Consider the following 18,742-nt stretch of genomic DNA (forward strand, 5'->3'; position numbering starts at 1 on the left):
AGGGGTACTATGGCGATTAGTGAAGAACAAGTAAAACATGTAGCGAAGTTAGCCAAATTGAAATTTGGCGACGAAGAGCGCGCAGGTTTTACTGATCAATTAGGAAAAATCATTGACATGGTAGAAATGCTGGAAGAAGTAGACACAGAAGGCGTACCATTTACATCAAACGTCGTTGAGACTGTCAACGTCATGCGACAAGACCGTGCACAACTAGGTTGGAGCAGAGAAGAATTATTAAAAAATGTACCTGAAAAAGAAGATGGTTTCATCAAAGTACCAGCAATCATCGATAATGGGGAGGCTGGCGCATAATGACAGAATTATACAATCGTTCATTAGAAGAACTACACGATTTATTAGTGTCAAAAGAAATCACTGCACAAGACTTAGTGAGAGCTACATTTGATCGCATCAAGGAAACAGAACCCGCGATCGATGCATTCATCACATTAAATCAAGAGAAAGCTTTAGCCCAAGCAAAAGCTTTAGATGAAAAAGGCATCGATGAGAATAATGTCCTCTCTGGTATCCCAATCGGTATCAAAGACAACATCGTGACAAAAGATCTTTTAACGACAGCAGCTTCAAAGATCCTTTATAATTTTGAACCGATCTACGATGCGACAGTCATGGAAAAAGTATACGAAGCAGACATGATCCCTGTTGGTAAATTGAACATGGATGAATTTGCAATGGGCGGAAGTACCGAAACTTCTTACTTCAAAAAAACAAAGAATGCTTGGGATCAAACAAAAGTTCCTGGTGGATCTTCTGGTGGTTCAGCAGCTGCAGTTGCCTCAGGCCAAGTTCCAGTTTCTCTAGGTAGTGACACTGGTGGAAGTATCCGTCAACCAGCCGCTTTCAATGGAATCGTAGGAATGAAACCAACTTATGGTCGTGTTTCCCGTTTCGGTTTGATTGCATTTGCTTCATCATTAGACCAAATCGGTCCAATGACTCGGACAGTCAAAGATAACGCATTAGCATTGACCGCAATCAGTGGCTACGACGAAAAAGACGGCACTTCATCTGGCGTATCTGTCCCTAACTTTGCAGAAGGCTTGTCTGGCGATATTAAAGGAATGAAGATTGCTTTACCTAAAGAATACTTAGGTGAAGGTGTCGATGAAGGCGTGAAAGAATCAATTCTTAAAGCAGCTGAAACATTTCGTTCATTAGGTGCAACAGTTGAAGAAGTCAGCTTACCTCATTCAAAATATGGCGTGGCTGTCTACTATATCATTGCTTCATCTGAAGCAAGTTCGAACTTGCAACGTTTTGACGGTATTCGTTATGGGTATCGTTCAGAAGATATCAAGAACTTGGATGACGTTTATGTCAATTCACGTTCTGAAGGTTTCGGAGAAGAAGTAAAACGCCGGATCATGTTAGGAACGTTCTCGTTGAGTGCAGGTTACTATGACGCGCATTTCAAAAAAGCAGGCCAAGTCCGTACCTTGATCAAGCGTGACTTTGAAAAAGTTTTTGCGGATTATGATTTGATCATCGGTCCTTCTTCACCCACAGTGGCGTTCGGTCTTGGTGAAAATATCAACGACCCAATCACGATGTATATGAGTGATATCTTGACGATCCCAGTGAACTTGGCAGGACTACCTGGTATGTCAGTGCCTGCAGGCTTATCGGAAGGGTTACCAGTTGGCTTACAGATTATCGGTAATTATTTCGAAGAGAAAACAATGTATCAAGCAGCTTATGCGTTTGAGCAAGCGACAGAGTTCCATCGTCAACGACCAGCTATTTTAGGAGGGAAAGCCGAATGAATTTTGAAACAGTCATTGGACTTGAAGTCCATGTGGAATTAAAAACCAACTCAAAAATTTTCTCTCCAGCTCCTGCGCATTTTGGTGCTGAACCAAACAGCAACACCAATGTGATCGACTGGGGATACCCTGGAGTTTTACCAGTAATGAATAAAGCAGCGCTAGAATTTGGGATGCGTGCAGCGTTAGCATTGAATTGCGAAATTTCGAAAGATACTCATTTTGACCGCAAAAACTATTTCTATCCAGACAATCCCAAAGCTTACCAAATCTCACAATTCGATCAACCAATCGGTCATGACGGCTGGATCGAGATCGAAGTTGAAGGTAAAAAGAAAAAAATTCGCATTGAACGTGTGCATTTAGAAGAAGATGCAGGGAAAAACATGCACGGCATCGGTGGTTACTCTTATGTCGATCTAAACAGACAAGGAACACCATTGATCGAGATTGTTTCAGAAGCAGACATGCGTTCACCAGAAGAAGCGTATGCTTATTTAGAAGCTTTACGTTCTGTGATCCAATTTACTGAAGTCAGTGACGTGAAATTAGAAGAAGGTTCAATGCGTTGTGATGCGAACATTTCTTTACGCCCTTATGGACAGGAAGAATTTGGGACAAAAGCAGAATTGAAAAACTTGAACTCCCTTTCTTTTGTCAAAAAAGGTTTAGCATTTGAAGAAAAACGCCAAGCAAAAGTATTGTTATCTGGTGGAGAGATCCAACAAGAAACTCGTCGCTTTGATGAAACGACAAATAAGACGATCTTGATGCGTGTCAAAGAAGGGTCAAGTGACTATCGTTACTTCCCAGAACCTGATATTCCAAGATTCGTGATCGATGACGAATGGATCCAACGAGTGAAAGCAAGCTTACCAGAAATGCCAGCTTCTCGTCGTGTACGCTACATCAGCGAATTAGGCTTACCAGAGTATGATGCGAAAGTATTGACGCTATCAAAAGAAATGTCTGATTTCTTTGAAGCGACATTGGAAAACGGAGCAGATGCGAAACAAGCTTCCAACTGGTTGATGGGCGAAGTATCAGCATACTTAAACAGTGAGAAATTGGAATTAGCTGAAACGAAGCTAACACCTGAAAACTTAGCGGGTATGATTCTTTTAATCGCAGATGGTACGATCAGCTCTAAAATTGCGAAAAAAGTCTTTCGTGAGTTGATCATGAATGGCGGAGATGCACAAAGTGTTGTTGAAGCAAACGGTTGGGTACAATTATCTGACCCAGCGAAGTTATTACCGATCATCAATGAAATCTTAGATAACAATCAACAATCTGTTGATGATTTTAAAAACGGAAAAGACCGTGCAGTCGGTTTCTTAGTTGGACAAATCATGAAAGCTACTAAAGGACAAGCAAACCCAGGTGTGGTCAACAAATTGCTAAATGAAGAATTAGCGAAACGATAGAGGGATGCTATGAAAAAAGCGCGTGTGATCTATAATCCGGTCTCAGGTAAAGAATTGTTAAAACGTAATCTTGCCGACATCCTCCAAGCTTTGGAGGAGTCGGGCTATGAAGCAAGTGCTTATGCAACGACTCCGGAAGAGGACTCGGCAAAAAATGAAGCACGACGAGTCGCTGAGTTAGGTTTTGATCTTGTCGTTGCTGCTGGTGGCGATGGGACCATCAATGAAGTCGTTAATGGTATCGCCTCATTGAAAGTTAGACCTAAAATGGCGATCATTCCAGCGGGAACGACCAATGACTATGCTCGCGCCTTGAAGATTCCTCGAGATAATATCAAGGCAGCAGCAGAAGTCATCAAAAAGAATCAAACAGTCAAAATGGATATCGGTCAATCTGATAATAGCTATTTCATCAATATTGCAGCTGGTGGCTACTTGACAGAATTGACCTACGAAGTTCCTTCCGAATTGAAAAGTATTTTTGGCTATCTTGCATATTTGGCAAAAGGAGCAGAAATGTTACCACGTGTCAAACCGATCAAGATGCGCTTGAAGTATGACGAAGGAGAATATAATGGCAATGCTTCGATGTTCTTTTTAGGGTTGACGAATTCCGTTGGTGGGTTTGAACAAATTGCGCCTGATGCAAAGCTAGATGATGGAAAATTCTCTTTGATCATCGTCAAAACGGCGAATATTTTTGAGATTCTACACATTGCTGCCCTAATGCTCAATGGCGGGAAGCATGTCGATGATCCAAGGGTCATCTATACGAAAACAAGTTCTCTTTATGTTGAAACCGAAGACAATGCGAATCGCCCTGTCATGATCAATTTAGATGGCGAATACGGTGGGAATGCTCCGATGCATTTTCAAAATCTTCATCAGCATATCGAATTTTATGCAAACACAGATCAAATTCCAGATGAGGCAATCACTGGTTTTGAGGAAGAAGAACTAGAAGAAGTTAGCAAAGAATTCGTCAAAGAAGTAGAACGCTTGACGGATGAAGATATCGATGGCGAAGGTAAAATTGCTGACAAGGATCAGAACTGAGCAGGATTGGACGACTATTCGAAGGAAAAAGCAAAGATCATAGAATTACTTGTTTTTTTCAATAGACTGAAGAAAAAAGGGCTGGGAATGAATGGATCTCCCAGCTCTTTCCTTTGTTGAACGGACAAAATTAGAAACCATTCAAAAGAATAGGAGTAATGAAATGACACAAACAATTAATAAAAATGAACGGTATACTGTTGATATCATCGATTTAAGTTACGAGGGGTTAGGTGTTGCGAAAATTGATGGCTATCCATTATTTATTGAAAATGCTTTGCCAGGTGAACAAGTGGAGATCCTTGTCGTAAAAGCAGGCAATAAATTTGGCTATGGTAAGGTTGAAAACTGGTTGACGACGTCACCAGACCGTCAAGAAATCACTAGTAATGTTTTATTGCGTACAGGAATCGCTCCTTTAGCTCATTTAAGTTATGAGCAACAATTAATATTCAAACAAAAACAAGTCGAACATGTCTTAGCTAAAATCGCTAAAATGCCTGAAGTCACGGTGCAACCAACGATCGGTATGGAAGAGCCTACAGGATATCGGAATAAAGCACAGATTCCTGTTCGTCGCGTCGAAGGCGAATTGGTGACTGGTTTTTACAAGAAAAATAGTCATGACTTAGTGGAAATAGAAGATTTCTTCATCCAAGACCCACAAATCGATCAAGCCATCATTAAAGTAAGAGACATCTTGCAACGTTTCCGAGTGCGTGGCTACAATGAAGAAAAAAATGAAGGACAAATTCGTCATATCATTGTTCGTAGAGGTCATTACACGCATCAAATGATGGTGGTTTTAGTCACTCGAAAAGAAAAATTCTTCAAATCGAAAGAAATCGCTGAAGCCATCCATGAAGCTTTGCCGGAAGTAGTGTCAGTGATCCAAAATATCAACGAAGAAAAAACGAATGTCATTTTAGGAGAAAAAGAAAAAGTTCTTTTTGGCCAATCGTATATTGAAGACCAGTTACTTGGTAAGACCTATCGTATTTCTTCTAAATCCTTTTATCAGGTCAATACATTACAAACCGAAGTATTGTATCAAAAAGCGATTGAATTTGCTGAATTGAAAAAAGACGATGTCGTGATTGATGCGTATTCAGGAATTGGAACGATTGGTTTATCTATAGCGGATCAAGTAGGAAATGTTTATGGAATGGAAATCGTACCAGCAGCGATTGAAGATGCGCAGTTCAACGCATTGACAAATAAAATCGAAAATGCGTATTATGAAGTTGGAAAAGCTGAAATAGTCATGAAAAAATGGCAAGAAAAAGGAATCAAACCAACTGTTTTAGTTGTCGATCCTCCAAGAAAAGGCTTAGATGCACGCTTTATTGATTCAGCAATCGAGATGGCTCCTGAACGAATCGTTTATATCTCCTGCAATCCTGCAACCTTTGCTAGGGATGTGAAGTTGTTTGCAGAACATGGTTATAAGTTGGAAAAAGTTCAACCGGTTGATTTATTCCCGCAAACACATCATGTGGAATGTGTCGGGTTACTGCGTAAAAATTAATTCAGAGTAAAAGACGTTTCTGTCATAGTAAGCGTCTTTTTCTTTATTTATAAAGTATTTAAAAGAGTATAACAATAGTTAAAGATAGTTATCATAAAAATAACATCTATCTTTTAAGATTCTTCCTGTAAAATATATATTTTGTAAAAAAAGAAAATAATTTTTAATTCAACTATCCACTATAAAAGAACATGAAATAACACGGAGCGCATGTTTAAGCAAACATCCAAGAGAAGTACCCTAATAATTGTATTGTACAAAATTCGGAAACAGAGAATCCTACTGCTAGCAATAATGAGCGACGTATAAGTCATAAAGCATTTTATCTTAGAAGAAATGGCTATCAAGAAGACCATCGCATTGTAAGGATGGGTGGAGAAAAGTTAGGGATTCTTTCTACAAAATAGATGTTTGATTTTGAAAAATATGAAAAGATTTTCAAAAAATTTTTGGGACCAATCTTTTATCTGGTGGCAAGGCCGAAATTTGATAAAAAGTGATATCTTTTAATGTTATTTTTTCTTAAAGTGAGTTGCAACATGGTAAGTAAAATACCTATATTTATTTACTAAAATATATTCGTAAGAAAATTTTATAGGTAGAGTTAATTAAATTTTTCTATCCGTAATCAATTCCAATGTAAAAACTTCACAAAAATATTAAATGAGAGCGACTATATCTGTTAAAACCATAAAGAAATCGATAAAGTTGAAAATATCAAGAAAAAATATGGTACAATAACCAAGTGTTTATCACGCTAGCGAAATAGTGAATAGAGTAAATGAGGGAAACTGATGAATTCAAAAGAAAAAATGCTTGAGATAATCAAGAAAAAGCAAGGTGGCGGCAGAGTGGAGAAAATGGCAGAGCCAAAGAATGATCGCCGTAATATGCGAAAAGGACCGAAAATTTATAACAAATAATCGCATTTCTTAAAAAACGATGTGTGCAACAGTTCGAACCACATGGTCAACCGATGAGCGTCAAAAGCCGAAAATCGCTTTTGACGCTTATTTTTTGCTGAACTTTGTTCTATTGGATATATCTTTCAAAATAGTAAAAATCAAAAGAGGGAATGATGGATGGAGCGTTCAATCAATTGTTTTTGTAAAAACAACCATTCTTCTTTGGTAGGCACTTGAGCGATTTGGATTACGTCGCACGATAACGTTCCATCCAAGTCATAGTTACTGACGACAAGAGATGCATGTAACTCACTGATCTTTAACTGTGTAACTACTTGATCAATTAGAAAATGAGCATCGTATTGTTTTGGTAGCCATTTTTGGATCATCGTGATCAAAAAATTATCATAGCCAGCATCACCATGGAAAGCAAAAATGATTTGTTGTTTCTTTGTTTCTTTTTGGGACTGAGTAGAAAATTGGATTAGACTCAAAGATAATGCAACCTCTTTTGTGTGAGTGAGTGGAAGGAGTTCTTGCCAGTCCCACTGAATCAAGCGATTTTCCCATGAGAGGTGAAGATTTTGAAAACGGTGATCCACCAAATGATTGATAGATAGAGAATACTTTTCAAATTGGTCTGTAAGGTTTCTTAGCAAGTGGAGATTGGCTAAATAGGCGCTCATCTGCTCGATGCCTTCGCTATTTGTCCCATAAATAAGTGGTTCTTCCAATAATCGTTGCTTGATCAAGCTTTTCATTTCTGCTTCTTCTTGATAGTGAAGCGCTGTGCGAGTCGTTGATTCGCGCCACTGTGATGAGCTGTAGGAAATACAATGCAAAACAATTAAATAGATCCAAGCAAGTTCGTTCGTAGAAAGCTGTTGGATACCAAGCATCTTTTTTAAAAATGGCCCGATCTTTTTTTCAAATTTTTTGAAACTTTTTCTAGACTGGATCGTAGTCAAGGTATTCTCAGGAATCTCCCCTTTTTTTCTGCGTAACCAGCGTTCTTTTAAGATGGACAACCATAACATTGCACGAAAATTACTAATATGTAAGTGAGATTGAAATGCTTGTTGCAATTCAGCAAACATGACCTTATGTGTTGCTGGAGAGAATATATATGTATGATCGGCGATAATGCTTCGGCGAAAGCACATGTAGAAATAAAAAAAGAAGAAGCGAATATCATTTTCTTTGCCGAGTAAATCCCCATTTTTAGGCGAAAATTGTATTCGATAATTGATTAATCCAAGATTCATGTGTCGGATGATTTTCCGTAAGGCAGAACTTGATAAATGATACTCTAAGCGCATTGCTTCAAACGATTGAAGAGAACCACGAAAGCTACGATCAATCAGCTTATAAGTAATCGTTTCTCTAGCAAGAAATAAAAGAAAAGTATCCAATGTTTCTCCATCAGAAATCTTTAACTGATAACCGATCATTTTGATTGACAGCAATTTAATCGTCGGCGGTAGCTTAGTACGTAAGGCCTGAATATCTGTACGTAGGGTGGGAGGTGTACAGCCTATTTCTTGAGCTAATTCTGTTATTGAAATAATCTCATTTCTTTTTCTTAAATACGCAAGAATCTTGATTTGGCGATGCAATTGTTTACTTTCATGTAGCTTAAAAAAAATGTCCATTCGGTACTCCTTTCGTATGCATGATTCTCATTTGATTGTTTTATTTTAACTTGCTTGTTTAGTAAAGACAAACCTCTTTTCAAATTTTTTTTTCAAAAAAAAAAAATAAAAAATTTTCTATGCTGAAATAAGTTAGTATTTAGTTAGATGTTTTTTTATCTTTCTAAATTAAAGGAGTTGAATAAGCAATGGACCACAGAAAAATATTAAAAGTGACAGCTTCGATGTTATTACTCATGAACGTATCCCAACAGAGTATCCTCACATTTGCTGATCACTTAGATAGTGGACAAATAACAGAAGAGGTAGCCAGTTCGTCGCTTGAAGAACAAGCAGAAGACATCACTATGGAAGCAACAGAAAGTGAAGAGATGAAAGAACAGCAAGCAACTGAACTCCAAGAATCCTCAAGCTCTGTTCCGTCAGAAATTCCTACAGAACCAACGACGGAAGCGACAACAGATGTAACCACCGAGACAGAGCAATCGACTACGGATTCAACTGTTGAAGAAGAAGTCACTGAAGCTTCGAATGAAGCAGTAAACCCAGATCCAGATGCTCGCACAGTTTGCGAGATACAGGAGGTAGATGATCAAGTTGTCTCTGGCGTATTCGGTACCAGCCAATGGCGGATCGACCAAGAAGGTATATTGTACATAGACTCAGGAACTTTAGGGGAAACAACGATGGCTGCTCGAGCACCTTGGTTTTCTAACCGCTCACTCATCAAAAAAGTTATTTTTACAGGGCCAGTAGTTGCAAATGCTGAGTCATTAGGGTTATTTTTTGACTTGAATCAGCTAACGACGATCGAAAATCTATCTTATTTAGATACTAGTCAAGTTATGAATATGGATTATTTCTTTGCATGGTGTCACCAACTGACCTCATTAGATCTCTCCAATTTCAATACGCAAAATGTTCGCTCAATGAATTATATGTTCAATGGCTTGTCATCTATGACGACATTGGATTTGATTAGTTTTAATACAGCGAATGTTAGTGATATGAGTCATATGTTTTATGGTATGTCTGCATTGACTTCATTAGATTTATCCAGCTTTGCTACGTCGAATGTTACGAACATGAGTTACATGTTTTACGATTGTTCTGCTTTAACGACACTAGATGTGAAAGGCTTTCAAACAGAAAGCGTGACGAATTTCGGTCATATGTTTCGTGGCTGCTCTAAATTGAGCCAACTTGATTTGTCAAGTTTTGTGACGAGTCAAGCGACAGATATGTCATTTATGTTTCATGGCTGTTCAGGATTACAGACATTGGATGTGAGTCATTTTGATACGAGCAATGTGGTATTCATGCATTATATGTTCCATGGCTGTTCCGGTTTGGCGGCATTAGATGTCAGTCAATTCAATACGGAGAACGTGACTTCCATGTATTATCTGTTCTTTGGCTGTTCCGGTTTGACAGAATTAGACGTTTCAAACTTTTCGACCATCAATGTGACGACGATGAGTTTTATGTTTGCAGAATGTCTCAATTTGCGGGCAATCGATGTGAGTGGTTTCGATACAGAAAATATCCAATTCATGCGAGGAATGTTTAGAAATTGTCAAAATATCACTGAGCTAGATTTATCACATTTTAAAACTGGCAAGGTGCAATGGCAGCAAGAGATGTTTGCTGGTGCCAATTCATTGTCTAAAATTTCTTTAGGTCTCCAATTTTATTCTCTAAATGATACCAATATCCCAGAGTTGTTAGCAACGGATGATTATACAGGTTATTGGCAAAATGTTGGCACTGGTACAGAAGAGATACCATTAGGTGACCATATATTAAGTTCCTCTTCATTGATGACGACTTATCAAAATAGTATGGCAGATACCTATGTATGGCAACCGATCGCTAGTGAATCGATCCGAGTGATCGACTCAACGATCTATGTCGGTGACAACTGGGAGCCAATCGACAACTTTGTATTAGCTACAGACGAAATTGGTGAATCAATCCCATTCGATGGAATCATGGTCAGCGGCTCAGTCGATACCAAAACAGCAGGTATCTATCCGGTGATTTATACCAATGGTTCTGCTAGTCAAGAAATCAATGTCACGGTTGAAGAAAATCAGGAATCTCTTCAAGTCGTTGATTCAACGATCATCGTTGGCGATAGTTGGAATCCAAGTGATAATTTTGTCTCAGCGACTGATAAAGCTGGGACTAATGTTCCTTTTGATGAAAGTATGGTCAGTGGCTCAGTTGATACGACTCAAGAAGGTGAATACAAGATCACCTATACACATGGGACGATCAGCCATGTGATCACCGTGATAGTCGTTGCGAGCCAAGAAGCGATCAACGCAACTGATTCAAGAATACATACAGGTGATGTTTGGCATCCTCGCGATAATTTTGTTTCAGCAACGAACAGAGCAGGTGAGAATTTGCCATTTGACGAAAGTATGGTGTCAGGCACCGTTGACACTGGAAGAACAGGAAACTTTGTCATTACCTATACGAATGGAGAAGCCTCTCAACGAATCACAGTAACCGTCGTTGAAAATCGAGAAACGATTCAAGCACAAAACGGTAGCATCTATGTTGGCGATACATGGGATCCAAGTGATCAATTTGTGTCTGCTACGAATAAAGACGGTGAGACGCTCACTTTTGATAAAAGGATGGTGACTGGTACTGTTGATACAACAAAGGCAGGCGATTATCCACTTACCTATACCAACGGTCGAGCGACAGAGGAAGTAATGGTCGTTGTGAAAGAAAACGGAGAAACGATGGTGACAAAAGACCTCCAGCTATATGTCGGTGATACATGGAAGCCGATCGATGGTTTCGTTTCTGCGACAAATCGTGCAGGTTTCACCCTTGCATTTGATGAAAGCATGGTAACAGGATCCGTTGATACCAACAAAGAAGGAACGTACACGATCACTTATACGAATGGTTCAGTTTCAGAAACCAGTCAAGTGACAGTGAGTAAACGAGGAACTGCAGGAGAAAATGCCAACACAGGCGGAGGGAATACTCAGCAAAAGAAAACAGCCACTACCTCTGCGACACAACAAAAACAAGCCCAAGGAAATGCAGCAAAAAGCTTGCCAAAAACGGGTGAGATCCAATCTAGTGCAGCGGTTCTTGGCTTAGCCCTCGTTGGTGGGGCGATTGGAACTTTTATCTACAATAAAAAGAAAAATCGTAAAGATTGATTATTCTATAAGAGAAAAAAGCCAAAAGAGAAAAAAGCCAACTTAGTTTCGGAATGAAGCTAAGTTGGCTTTTTTCTGGCTCAACTATTTTGAAATTGGCTATTGTATAAGCTTGCATAAAGTGTCGGTTTTTGCAGTAGTTCTGTATGCGTACCTGTTTCAATGATGTCTCCATTTTGCATCACTATGATCATATCCGCATGTTCGATCGTTGACAGACGATGGGCAATCACGAAGCTGGTCCGGTTTTTAGTTAAAGCATCCATAGCTTCTTGGATCAACGCTTCCGTACGTGTATCGACACTTGATGTTGCTTCATCTAAAATGACGACTGCAGGATTAGCTAAAATGACTCGTGCAATGGTTAAGAGCTGTTGTTGTCCTTGAGAGATTGCCCCATTTTCGCTTGAAATAATGGTGTCATAACTTTGTGGCAATGTACGGATAAAATGATCACATTGAGCAATTTTAGCTGCTTGAATGATTTCATCTCTGGTTGCCTCTTTTTTGCCGTAAGCAATATTTTCTGCAACAGTACCTTCGAATAACCAAGTATTTTGAAGTACCATACCAAATAGATTCCGTAATTCTTGGCGTGGCAAATCGGTGATGTTATGACCGTCGAACAAAATCTGTCCGTCATTGATTTCATAAAAGCGCATTAAAAGATTGACAAGTGTTGTTTTTCCAGCTCCAGTTGGCCCTACGATAGCAATAGTTTGTTGTGGCTTGACGGAAAAATTAACATCTTTCATTAACGGTTTTTCTGGTGTATAACCAAAACGAACATGTTTGAATTCAATAGCTCCTTGGGGGGCAATAATTGGATTTTCTATTGCACGATCAATGGCTTCTTCTGGCTCATCCATGATCTCGAAAATTCGTTCGATGGACGCCATGGCAGATTGTACGGAGTTAATGACATATGACGCAGTGGAGATGGGTTCTGAGATTTGATTGATATACTGCAAATATGCCTGCAAGAAACCAATCGTGATACCTCCAGACAAAACGGATATTGCCCCAATGACTGCACTAGCGATAAACGCTAATTGATTGATCAAACGGATCGCTGGATAAATTGCAAAATTCATGAATTGTGCTTTTTTGAAAGCTTTCGATTGCTTTTCATTCACTTTATTGACTTCTTCAATCGCTAGTGCTTGTTGATTGAAGGCTTTGATCACCAAATTACCAGTCAAGTATTCTTCCGCTTTATTGTTCATATCTCCCAGTTCTTCTTGATTATTGTCAGAAATTTGTTTATTTTTGTTTGCAAATTTTGTTGTGACAACTGTGCTGATCGTAATTAAAACAAGAACAAGTAAAGTCAATTTTATATCGATATAAAACAACATGATACCAGCTAAGAGGATCGTTACTAGAGAAGTGAAAAATTGGTTGATCCCAGTTAACAATACTTGGGACAATTGATTCAACCCAGTAGTTGTGCGACTAATGATATCGCCGACTTGATGGCGGTCATAAAAAGCCATCGGTAGAGCTTTGAATTTTTTCGTGACTTCTTTTCGGACATGTAAGGTCACTCGTTCACTTAATGAAGCCATCGCTCGTTCTTGGATAAAGGAAGTGATACTACTTAATAATGAAAAGAGTATCAACAGGATCACAGGTAAAAGTAAGGTTTCTCTTACATCTGTTATTGTCATGTTGCTAAGTCCGACATCTTTGATCCGTCCGAGTAGTTGATCGATCCCAATCCCCATGACTAGCGGCATAGCAACGACTAATGTATTACCGATCAAGCTACAAAGTAAGGAACCATAAAATATCTTATGTTCGGATTGGATCATTCGCCAGAAACGTTTCAAGCCTTGTTTTTTTGTCGTTGTTTTAGTCATTTCCATGGAATTCCTCCTTTAACACACCTTGTGATTTCGCAAATTCTTGATACGAACGATTATTTTTTAATAATTCTTCATGAGTGCCTTGTCCCACGATCCGCCCTTCATCTAAAACGATAATATTGTCAGCATTTATGATGGTACTAAGACGTTGTGCAATGATAATCAGTGTTTTATCTGCCATTTCTCGATGTAGCGCACGGCGTAAATTAGCATCTGTCCGATAATCCAATGCAGAGAAACTATCGTCAAAGACATAAATTTCAGCAGGTTTGACTAACGCTCTAACGATACACATCCTTTGTTTTTGTCCGCCAGAATAATTCTCTCCCCCTTGTGCAACAAAGCTGTCCATTTGATCCGGTAGATTTTCTAAGACTTCATTCAATTGTGCGACACGAACTGCTTTGGCTAATTCTTCATCTGTCGCATGCTCATTACCCATCAGTAGATTACTACGAATCGTTCCACTAAATAGAAAAGCTTTCTGAGGAACATAACTAATATAACTTCGAAGTGTTTCTTGGTTCATTTGTGTGATGGGGATACCTGCGAATTTGATTTGTCCACTTGACACATCATTTAAACGTAGCAGTAATTTCGCAATCGTGCTTTTTCCTGAACCTGTTCCACCAACAATAGCTGTGGTTTTTCCTTTTGGGACGACAAAATCAATGTTTTCTAACACTGGATCAGCGTTTTTGTTATAACGAAACGTGACATTCTTAAAGGATAGGAAAGTATCATCGACTGAATCGAAGGATAAAATTTCTGGTTGGTCGGGATCTTTGATTTCGATTTCAGCGTGTAATACTTCTTCAATCCGTTCAAGACAAGCAATTGATTTTGGTACGATAACAAAAACCATTGCGGCAATCATTAAATAGGCAAGTGTCAACATCGAATATTCCACAATGGCAGTTACTGTACCGATTTGTAAGCTACCATTAGCCACCAAATCGCCGCCAAACCACAAAATTGAAGCATAAACGATGCCCATCAATAAAAAGGCAATGGGTGTGACCCAAGCAAAGATCCGATTGACACGAATCATCTGTTGCGCATAATTTTCAAAGGTCTCATTTGTTCTTTTTTCTTCATAGTCCTGATTGTTGAAGGCACGAATCATATTGACACCTGTAAAGAATTCGCGCAACGTTGTCGTGACACGATCCATCTTTGGTTGGATACTCAAAGATAAAGGTGTTCCTTTTTTCATCAAATAATACGTGATTAGAGCATAGACGAAGATCGATCCTAACGTAATCAATGTCAACTTGACGGAATGCTCCAACATCATCAGAATCGTAAATAATGAAATAATAGGTGCTGGGATGATCATCTGACAAAACATGACGATCATTTGTTGGACGTTATCTACGTCATTGGTCATTCTAGTCAAAAGAGATCCAGTGTTAAATTGATCAACATCTTTCATTGATAATTGTTGGAATTTTTGAAAAAAACTTGCTCGTGTCTGATAGCCAAATCGAGAAGCTAACAAAGCAGAATAGTAGCTTGAGGCAACTGCGGCAAAAGATCCTAATAAGGCAACGATCAACATTTGAATTCCGATTTGTCGGATTTCTTTCACTTCGCCACTTGCAATCCCTGTGTCTATGAGATCAGCTACTAACTTTGGCACACCAAGTGTCCCTAGAAGTTGTAAACAGATGAATAAAAAAGTAAGTAAGGTAACTCGTTTATTATTTTTTATAGATCTTTTTAATAATGTCATAGTGTTTCCTCCTTTTCCCGACAAATACGCATTCTACACCTTAAAGTTACTTGAAGGTCAAGGGGAAAAAGCTTAAACTAAAGTTGAGGTGAAATCTATGAAAACAATGTATTCAATTGGAGAAGTAGCAGAATTATTAGATATCCCTAGATCAACGATTCGTTATTGGGATGCAGAAGGGTTAATCCATACAGCGCGAGAAGAGGAAAACGGGTATCGTTTGTTTGATATCGATGCCATCTTTCAAGTATATGACATCAATTTTTATCGAAAGTTAGGTATTCCCATCAAGCAGATGAAAAATCTATATAGTAAATCATTAAATGAGTTGTATCATACTTTAAATGAAACGGAGCAGCGATTGGATCATGAGAAAAAAATTTTGGAACAAAAGCATAAAGAAGTATTATCAAGAAAAAATCAACTGAAAGAAATGATCGATAGTCCGCCAAATAAATTTCCTGAAGAAGAAATTCCCTTCCAAAAAATCGTCGTGGCAGCATCTGATGATATTTTATATTCGAAGGAGTATCTAAAAAATTATTCAAGTTTTGTGATATATTTTCCAGAAAATACGCAGAACGGTATTTATGGCTTCTGTACGGAGGAACACACAAAAGAACTTCCAGGCTCACAGACAATCTGGCAGAATGATCTTACGAAAAAATACGTGCGATTTCTATTAAAAGTACAAGTAAACTACACAGAGAATAATAATCTATCTGAAGTAAAAGACAGGTTGCAGGAGCAAGGCTACCGATTAGGACAAACGATTGGTCAATACTTGTTGACCCATACGACAAAAGAAAATGTCTCCTTTGAATATTATCGAACATGGATCGAAGTAAGTCAGGGTGAGTAGAATCAGTTGACATTCTAAAGTAAACATGGGATAGTAATTGACAATATCAAAGCGTAGAAGAGAAGAGTAACTAATGGTGGAAGGTAAAAAGAGACTCCGGAGGGTGAAAAAGGAGACCTAAAACCTTAGTGAAGATGAACTTGGAGCTTGTTTTACTAGTAAGTGAGTAAAACCGGATCGCGACCGTTAACTCGCCGGATATCTGATGGTATCGTTGAGGCATTATTTGTGAGGATAATGCAAATAAGGGTGGTAACACGACGCATTCGTCCCTTTTGTCAAGACTTGGCAAAAGAGATGAGTGTTTTTTTGTTTTCATCTGACTCTTATCAACTACGTAATCGAAGGAGGAATTTATTATGACTACTCAAACAACATCCCTATTCCGCTATGACATCGTCGGCAGTTTCTTGAGGCCTGAGAAACTGAAACAAGCACGAAAAGCGTATAATGAATCGATTATTTCTGCTACTGATTTGAAAAAGATAGAAGATGAAACCATTATCGATCTGATCAAAAAACAAGAAGCTGCTGGCTTACATGCGGTGACAGATGGGGAGTTTCGTCGGAGTTGGTGGCATTTGGACTTTTTCTTTGGTTTACAAGGTATCGAATTTTTTGTACCTGAGCGTGGTTACCAGTTTCACGGAGAAGAGACACGTACAGGAACGGTCATTGTAACAGAAAAAATTACAGGAAAGAGTCATCCTTTTGTGGACCATTTTCGGTTTACACGTACCCATACGACCGAGGGCATTGAAGTAAAGCAAACCATTCCAGCCCCAGCTCAATTGTTAGTGGAGTTGTTACGTCCAGACATTTTGCCTCATGTTCGTACCATCTATCCGACAAACGAAGAACTTTTTCAAGATATTGTAACAGCTTATCGGCAAGTGATTGCGGATTTATATGAAGCAGGCGCCAGAACGATCCAATTGGATGATTGTACGTGGGGCGTACTCGTTGCACCATTACCAGAAGGTTTTTTGGCTGATATTGAGAAAGAAGAAAGTGAGGTACGGCAAGATTTAGCACAGATCTATGTACAGATCAATAATGCCGTTCTAGATAAACAACCTCAGGATCTGATTTTGAATACGCATGTCTGTCGTGGTAATTATCACTCCACTTGGGCGGCAGCTGGCGGATATGATGCTGTAGCTGAACCACTATTTACGGAAGAAAATGTTAATGCCTATTATTTAGAATATGACAACGAACGTTCAGGAGGTTTTGAACCACTGGCGAAAGTTAGCGGGGAAAAACTTGTAGTATTAGGATTGATAACCTCAAAATCTGGCGTACTTGAAGATCGTCAAAAAATCATTGAGCGAATTTATGAAGCCACTCGTTACATTCCTTTAGATCGATTGTTTCTAAGCCCGCAATGCGGGTTCGCCTCCACTGAAGAAGGGAATATCTTGACAGAAGAAGCACAATGGCAGAAAATCGCGTTGATCAAGAGCATAGCCGAAGAGGTCTGGAATTAAGTAATCACCGACAAACCAAGTATTCAGAAAAACCATTAAGAACAACTCAGTTGTTCTTAATGGTTTTTTTTGCTGAAAAAAACGATTATGAGAGCTGATATTCAACACTAAGCAAAAAAATCTAAAAATATGAAGCGCTATTTTCCAATTTTCTATCTTACTGCTCAGGTCAAAGCGCTTTTTTCACAACCTCTTTGGCACAAAGCTTTCTCTTACCACTAACCGGGTGGGATAGGTTAGGATGATTGGTTCGTTGCGAATTTGATCGATTCTTTCGACAGCTAAGCGAACGGCGGCTTTACCGATGGATTTGGCATTGATTTGTACGGTGGTTAATCCGGGAGTTAATTTACTGGCTGCTTCAATGTTATCGAAACTTGCAATCACGATGTCTTTACCGATATCAACTTGATTTTTTTTCATCGTGCGATAAACTCCGATCGCCATTGGATCGCTTCCAACAAGTAGAGCGGTTGGAAGCGGATCGTCACTTTGGATCAATTCTTCTGCTAAACGTTCGCCGTCTTCTTCTGTCCAATTTCCGAGATAGTGCGTACTGTAGTCTTGTAGCTGATGATCGGCCATGAAATGTAAATAGGCACGTACTCGTTTTTCATCTTGATTGATTGTTTTACCTCCTCGTTCATCCATATCGACTTGATAGCCTCCGATATAAGCAATTCGTCGGTGGCCATTTTCTAAAAATAGTTCTAAAACAGCTTTAGTCATTCGTTCCAGATCGCCATAAACCATATCAACTTCTTGTTGGATATCGGGATTATCAACAACAATCAAATGCTGATTTTGTGCCAATAGATCAGTGATCGATTGCTTCGTCACTGTTCCAACTACGATGATCGCTCCTAGTTGATCTAAGTCTTTCCATTCCTTGGGATTGTCAGAGAGATTGTAGATGCGATTCATGCCAATATGCAGGCGGTTTGCTTCTTCTTCTAATCCCATACGTAATTCTTTGTAATAGACATCTTGGGCTTCACTTGCCTTACTGATCGTCGAGATCACACCGATCGATGGCATTCGTTTTTTGATATATTTTCGTTTATTGATATCATAGTTCAATTTTTCTGCAACTTCAAAAATCCGTTTCTTTGTTTCTGGTGCGACATGGATTGTCTTATCTTGATTCAATACGCGTGAAACAGTTGCAGGAGAGACATTCGCTTTTCGAGCGACATCACGAATCCCTACCATAAAATCACTCCTTTAAGAAATATTAAAAA

13 protein-coding genes and 1 other annotated feature are annotated in these 18,742 nt (G+C 38.9%); of the genes, 9 read left to right on the forward strand and 4 right to left on the reverse strand.

The window, feature by feature from the left end; genetic code table 11:
• Positions 1-9 precede the first annotated feature (9 nt).
• From gatC to P3R27_RS04070, 6 genes are all read left to right on the forward strand, one after another.
• The gene (gatC, locus tag P3R27_RS04045) at positions 10-315 is read left to right on the forward strand and encodes an Asp-tRNA(Asn)/Glu-tRNA(Gln) amidotransferase subunit GatC (RefSeq protein ID WP_034689581.1); all 306 of its coding nucleotides are present in this window, start codon (positions 10-12) and stop codon (positions 313-315) included.
• Positions 315-1,787 carry an Asp-tRNA(Asn)/Glu-tRNA(Gln) amidotransferase subunit GatA gene (gatA, locus tag P3R27_RS04050; RefSeq protein WP_034689580.1) on the forward strand — a complete coding sequence of 491 codons (1,473 nt, stop codon included), beginning with the start codon at positions 315-317 and terminating at the stop codon, positions 1,785-1,787. The genes gatC and gatA overlap by 1 nt, the downstream gene beginning before the upstream one ends.
• Complete coding sequence (gene gatB / locus P3R27_RS04055; protein ID WP_010735264.1) at positions 1,784-3,214, forward strand: Asp-tRNA(Asn)/Glu-tRNA(Gln) amidotransferase subunit GatB; 1,431 nt, start codon at positions 1,784-1,786, stop codon at positions 3,212-3,214. Before gatA ends, gatB begins: the two co-directional genes overlap by 4 nt.
• 9 nt (positions 3,215-3,223) lie before the next feature.
• Positions 3,224-4,270 (forward strand): diacylglycerol kinase, encoded by a 1,047-nt coding sequence (locus P3R27_RS04060; protein WP_301356723.1) that lies wholly within the window; start codon positions 3,224-3,226, stop codon positions 4,268-4,270.
• 163 nt (positions 4,271-4,433) lie between these two features.
• Positions 4,434-5,798, forward strand: coding sequence for a 23S rRNA (uracil(1939)-C(5))-methyltransferase RlmD (gene rlmD, locus P3R27_RS04065; protein ID WP_034689574.1), 1,365 nt, complete (start codon positions 4,434-4,436; stop codon positions 5,796-5,798).
• A 794-nt stretch (positions 5,799-6,592) separates the two neighbouring features.
• Complete coding sequence (locus tag P3R27_RS04070) at positions 6,593-6,721, forward strand: hypothetical protein (protein WP_034689573.1); 129 nt, start codon at positions 6,593-6,595, stop codon at positions 6,719-6,721.
• A 140-nt stretch (positions 6,722-6,861) separates the two neighbouring features.
• Here the strand turns inward: P3R27_RS04070 and P3R27_RS04075 are convergent, their stop codons facing one another.
• The gene (locus P3R27_RS04075; protein WP_034689570.1) at positions 6,862-8,355 is read right to left on the reverse strand and encodes an AcpB/EbpR/MafR family transcriptional regulator; all 1,494 of its coding nucleotides are present in this window, start codon (positions 8,353-8,355) and stop codon (positions 6,862-6,864) included.
• Between the two features lie 188 nt (positions 8,356-8,543).
• On the opposite strand from P3R27_RS04075, the gene P3R27_RS04080 reads away from it, so the two are divergent.
• Positions 8,544-11,546, forward strand: a complete 3,003-nt coding sequence (locus tag P3R27_RS04080; protein ID WP_301356724.1) for a bacterial Ig-like domain-containing protein — start codon at positions 8,544-8,546, stop codon at positions 11,544-11,546.
• Positions 11,547-11,626: 80 nt separating this feature from the next.
• On the opposite strand, the gene P3R27_RS04085 is transcribed toward P3R27_RS04080, so the two are convergent.
• A complete protein-coding gene (locus P3R27_RS04085; protein WP_271523952.1) occupies positions 11,627-13,414 on the reverse strand; it encodes an ABC transporter ATP-binding protein in 1,788 nt (595 codons plus the stop codon).
• Positions 13,401-15,149, reverse strand: a complete 1,749-nt coding sequence (locus tag P3R27_RS04090; RefSeq protein WP_301356725.1) for an ABC transporter ATP-binding protein — start codon at positions 15,147-15,149, stop codon at positions 13,401-13,403. The genes P3R27_RS04085 and P3R27_RS04090 overlap by 14 nt, the downstream gene beginning before the upstream one ends.
• A 97-nt stretch (positions 15,150-15,246) precedes the next feature.
• Here P3R27_RS04090 and P3R27_RS04095 point away from each other — a divergent pair, with 97 nt between their 5' ends.
• Positions 15,247-16,011: a MerR family transcriptional regulator gene (locus tag P3R27_RS04095; RefSeq protein WP_126134136.1), complete on the forward strand. Its 765-nt coding sequence runs from the start codon at positions 15,247-15,249 to the stop codon at positions 16,009-16,011.
• Between the two features lie 45 nt (positions 16,012-16,056).
• Positions 16,057-16,288: a binding site (T-box leader), on the forward strand.
• Between the two features lie 82 nt (positions 16,289-16,370).
• Positions 16,371-17,501, forward strand: a complete 1,131-nt coding sequence (locus P3R27_RS04100) for a 5-methyltetrahydropteroyltriglutamate--homocysteine S-methyltransferase (protein ID WP_301356726.1) — start codon at positions 16,371-16,373, stop codon at positions 17,499-17,501.
• 183 nt (positions 17,502-17,684) lie between these two features.
• On the opposite strand, the gene P3R27_RS04105 is transcribed toward P3R27_RS04100, so the two are convergent.
• Complete coding sequence (locus P3R27_RS04105) at positions 17,685-18,713, reverse strand: LacI family DNA-binding transcriptional regulator (protein ID WP_034688805.1); 1,029 nt, start codon at positions 18,711-18,713, stop codon at positions 17,685-17,687.
• Positions 18,714-18,742: the final 29 nt, after the last annotated feature.

Source organism: Enterococcus spodopteracolus (genome assembly GCF_030441955.1).
Classification (GTDB): domain Bacteria; phylum Bacillota; class Bacilli; order Lactobacillales; family Enterococcaceae; genus Enterococcus_B; species Enterococcus_B spodopteracolus.

Bases quoted from the DNA above. Each gene is read 5' to 3' on its own strand.
- gatC (WP_034689581.1), top strand. From the start codon at position 10: ATGGCGATTAGTGAAGAACAAGTAAAACATGTAGCGAAGTTAGCCAAA.
- gatA (WP_034689580.1), top strand. From the start codon at position 315: ATGACAGAATTATACAATCGTTCATTAGAAGAACTACACGATTTATTA.
- gatB (WP_010735264.1), top strand. From the start codon at position 1,784: ATGAATTTTGAAACAGTCATTGGACTTGAAGTCCATGTGGAATTAAAA.
- P3R27_RS04060 (WP_301356723.1), top strand. From the start codon at position 3,224: ATGAAAAAAGCGCGTGTGATCTATAATCCGGTCTCAGGTAAAGAATTG.
- rlmD (WP_034689574.1), top strand. From the start codon at position 4,434: ATGACACAAACAATTAATAAAAATGAACGGTATACTGTTGATATCATC.
- P3R27_RS04070 (WP_034689573.1), top strand. From the start codon at position 6,593: ATGAATTCAAAAGAAAAAATGCTTGAGATAATCAAGAAAAAGCAAGGT.
- P3R27_RS04075 (WP_034689570.1), bottom strand. From the start codon at position 8,355: ATGGACATTTTTTTTAAGCTACATGAAAGTAAACAATTGCATCGCCAA.
- P3R27_RS04080 (WP_301356724.1), top strand. From the start codon at position 8,544: ATGGACCACAGAAAAATATTAAAAGTGACAGCTTCGATGTTATTACTC.
- P3R27_RS04085 (WP_271523952.1), bottom strand. From the start codon at position 13,414: ATGGAAATGACTAAAACAACGACAAAAAAACAAGGCTTGAAACGTTTC.
- P3R27_RS04090 (WP_301356725.1), bottom strand. From the start codon at position 15,149: ATGACATTATTAAAAAGATCTATAAAAAATAATAAACGAGTTACCTTA.
- P3R27_RS04095 (WP_126134136.1), top strand. From the start codon at position 15,247: ATGAAAACAATGTATTCAATTGGAGAAGTAGCAGAATTATTAGATATC.
- P3R27_RS04100 (WP_301356726.1), top strand. From the start codon at position 16,371: ATGACTACTCAAACAACATCCCTATTCCGCTATGACATCGTCGGCAGT.
- P3R27_RS04105 (WP_034688805.1), bottom strand. From the start codon at position 18,713: ATGGTAGGGATTCGTGATGTCGCTCGAAAAGCGAATGTCTCTCCTGCA.